The following is a 3,971-nucleotide window of genomic DNA, read 5'->3' on the forward strand; positions in this document are numbered from 1 at the left end:
AAGCAAATCGGAATGCGAGTCAAAATATCGGGAGCGCAATGGAAAGTAGAGAATGTTTCTAAGATTCTTTCTTTACGCTGTGCTTACTTAAATGGCACTCTGTTTTAGCAATATTTTTGCAAAACTGAGATGCACCCGACTGAGATTCACCATATCGTCTCAGATTTCGCTACTTGGTGACGCCAAAAACGCCAAAAACCCTTGCTAGACAATAGTTCTCGTGAATCGATCGATTTCCAGTCGGAGGTAAGCAGACAAACAAATTCAAAGGGGTTTGAGGTGCTGAAAGACACCAACAAGAGGACTGCTTATCTTGTGCTTTTTGTCAATATCCTGTTTTCACAAGTTCTCTGCATCGCTATATAGCAAGTTCAGCGAGTGATAAATTTTTACTTCTGGAGAATTGAGGGAAAATTTCTGAATTTACCGAATTGGGCTGAGACTGGCGATCGCCCGTGACGAGACGATGCAGTGGTCAGAGACGGTTCGGAATCTTAAAAAAATACTGAAAAACTAGAGATATTAAACAATCTAAGTATACCATGAAAGTCTTCGTTTGATTTCAATTATAAAATTTTAAACAGTTCTCAAAATTGGATTAAAAACCATGCAACAAACCTTACAAAAAGCCAATGCAGAAGTTGGAGATTATTTCGATCTCGGTTGGACGATCTTCAAAGAAAATATCTCAACGTTCGCGACTTTTACTCTCGTCATTAACCTTCCGCTAATTGTCATCAGTCAATTTATTCCACAACCCGAAACGCCTGAAGGTACGATTGAGTTTACATCGTCAAATATTACAATTTTAGTCGTCTTTTACATTTTGGCGATCGTATTAGGAACGATGTCTGCATTGGCAACACACATCGTCTCAGAACGAGCCGTTCTCAGACAGTCTATCGATGCGAAAACTGCGTTACAACTGGCAGTTCCTAAAATTGCAATTACGGTTGTCGTCAGCTTAGTTGCCTCATTAATTATCGGTGTCGGGACAGTGCTGTTGGTCGTGCCTGGAATTTATTTAGCGGTCAACCTCGCCTTTATCGGACAAGCGATCGCGCTGCGAGATTGTGGGTTTGATGCCTTTCAATACAGCCGGAATCTCGTAAAAGGACAATGGTGGAAAGTCTTCGGTCGTTTTCTCATCATTGGTATCGGCTTTTTTATTATCTTTATCGTTCTGGGATTTATCGTCGGTTTTTTGGTGGGTATCTTTGCTGCGTTCCCCATCGTACAACTGGTTTTGAACGTTCTGCTATCCTTAGTCATCGCACTGGCGGGATATTTCATGTCGGTGGTGTATACGATGCTTTTCCTCAACCTCGATTACGTGCGAAACGCCCCCACTCCAGAAGTCGCAGCATAACGACAGTCTAGTGGCGAACCTACAGCGATCGCCCCGAAAGCAACCTCGATCGATCCCGGCGATCGCTGGCTCTCGTCTCGTATCCCTGAAACACTCGTAAACCTCGTTTCGACTCGCTATCCTAAAGTACAGACGTTTCTCTGTCCCCTATGCAACTGAGTCAATCCCAACTCGACACCCCGCAAACCCTCGCACTCGATGTCGGGGGGATGAAGTGCGCGGGATGCGTCAAAGCCGTCGAACGCAAACTCAGCCAAATTCCCGGCGTCAAATCCGCCTGCGTCAACCTCGCCACGGAAATGGCGACGGTGGAATACGAACCGAACCGCGTCGAACCGAACCATCTCGCCCAAACTCTCACGGAAGCGGGATTTCCCAGCCAACCGCGTACCGCGACGGGATTGTCCGTAGAGGATTTGGAAGCGACAGAAGAACGCCACCGAGACGCCGCCCGAGAACAGCAACAACAACTGATTATAGCGATCGCCCTCATCGTGTTGTCGGTCGTCGGACACCTTCAAATGTTGGGACTTCCGGCGATTCCGGGGTTGAGTAACATTGGGTTTCACTTCACCCTGGCGACGGCGGCGTTGTTGGTTCCGGGGCGTCCCCTGTTGCTGGATGGATGGCGAGGTTTGACACACAACGCCCCCAACATGAACACTCTCGTCGGGTTGGGGGTGACGACTGCATACGTCGCCAGTTGTGCGGCGTTGTTGTTTCCCAATTTGGGTTGGGATTGCTTTTTTGAAGAACCCGTGATGTTGCTGGGGTTCGTTCTGTTGGGGCGATCGCTCGAAAAACGGGCGAGAAATCGAGCGGCGGCGTCGCTGAAATCTTTAGTCGGGTTGCAACCAAAAACAGTTCGTTTGGTAACGAATCCCGATAAGATACACCACCTCGACGGAAACTCGCTTCTCGACCTTCCGGCGAACCAGGTGCGAGTGGGGGAATTCCTTCAAGTGCGGGCTGGGGAAAAAATTCCCGTTGATGGCGAAATCGTCGCCGGACAAACTGCTATTAACGAGTCTATGTTAACGGGGGAGCCGATGCCGGTTCTCAAACAGGTAGGAGAGACGGTGACGGCGGGAACCCTAAACCAGTCGGGAAGCATCGTCGTACAGACGCAGCGGACGGGGAAAGACACGACACTCGCCCACATCGTCCGGTTGGTTCAGGAGGCGCAAACCCGAAAAGCCCCGGTTCAGCGGTTGGCCGATACTGTGGCGGGATATTTTACTTATGGAATTATGGCGATCGCCGCCTTGACGTTCCTGTTTTGGTACGGGTTTGGGACGGATTGGTTTCCGCAGGTGTTGTCTGTCAGTCGCGAGTTTCCCAATTTGGGGCCGGTTCACGAGATGTTCGATCGCCCCACTTCCCCAGTATTGTTGAGTTTGAAGCTGACCATCGACGTGTTGGCGATCGCCTGTCCCTGTGCGTTGGGATTAGCCACACCGACGGCGATTCTGGTGGGAACGGGAATCGGGGCCGAACGAGGATTGTTAATCCGGGGCGGCGACGTTCTCGAAAACGTCCACAAACTCGATACCGTCGTCTTCGATAAAACTGGAACTCTGACGCGAGGAGAACCGACGGTAACGGAAGTGTGGAACGCCCAATCCGTCTCGGCGTTGTCGATGGCGGCGTCTGTCGAACAGAATACCAGCCATCCGTTAGCCGAGGCGATCGTCCGTCACGCTAAAAACACGGGGGTTTCGTTACACCCCGTCGAAAACGTCCACACCGAACCCGGACTCGGCGTTTCGGCGATCGTCGAGAATCGAGACGTTCTGGTTGGAAATCGGCTATGGCTAGAAAAACATGGCGTTTCGGTGACTGACGAGGTATCGCAACACGCAGAATCCTTCGTTCGTCGGGGAAATACAGCGGTTTACGTCGCCGTTGATGGAGCAGTGGCCGGAGTTATCGCCGTGCGAGACGAGTTGCGATCGGACGCCGCCGAAACCGTGCGACACTTACAAAAATTGGGATTGCGCGTGAAGTTACTCACGGGCGATCGCCGAGAATCCGCCGACGCGATCGCCCGTGAGGTGGGATTGCTAGGCGAAGATGTTTTCGCTGAAGTTAGTCCCGACGATAAAGCCAGTGCGATCGTCGAGTTACAAGAACAGGGGTACAACGTGGCGTTAGTCGGCGACGGAATGAACGACGCCCCCGCCTTAGCTAAAGCGAACGTGGGAATTTCCCTCCACGGCGGAACCGACGTAGCTGTCGAAACCGCTCAAATCGTCCTCATGCGCGATCGACTCGACGACATTCTCCAATCGATTCGCCTCAGTCGGGCGACCTTCAACAAAATCCGCCAAAACCTGATTTGGGCGTTTGCGTACAACACCATTGGAATTCCCGTCGCCGCTGGCGTCTTGTTACCCAGTTTCGGAATTCTCCTCGATCCCGCCGTCGCCGCCGCGTTCATGGCCATGAGTTCCGTTAGCGTCGTCACCAACTCGCTTTTACTGCGGAGACAGTTTCGGTGAAGAGAATCGGGAACAGGGAACAGGGAATTGGGAACAGGGAACAGCTAACAGTTTCTCCCCCTCTCCCCCTCTCCCTCTCTCCCTCTCTCCCCCTCTCCCTC

At 51.4% G+C, this 3,971-nt stretch carries 2 protein-coding genes; both read left to right on the forward strand.

Features of this window, described 5'->3' with window-relative positions; genetic code table 11:
• Positions 1–607: 607 nt before the first annotated feature.
• The gene (locus tag POG22_RS13315; protein ID WP_498905784.1) at positions 608–1,369 is read left to right on the forward strand and encodes a DUF7847 domain-containing protein; all 762 of its coding nucleotides are present in this window, start codon (positions 608–610) and stop codon (positions 1,367–1,369) included.
• 149 nt (positions 1,370–1,518) lie between these two features.
• Complete coding sequence (locus POG22_RS13320; RefSeq protein ID WP_498905785.1) at positions 1,519–3,870, forward strand: heavy metal translocating P-type ATPase; 2,352 nt, start codon at positions 1,519–1,521, stop codon at positions 3,868–3,870.
• Positions 3,871–3,971 lie beyond the last annotated feature (101 nt).

The organism is Geitlerinema sp. CS-897 (genome assembly GCF_028368005.1).
In the GTDB taxonomy this organism is placed as follows: Bacteria; Cyanobacteriota; Cyanobacteriia; order Cyanobacteriales; family Geitlerinemataceae; genus Baaleninema; species Baaleninema simplex.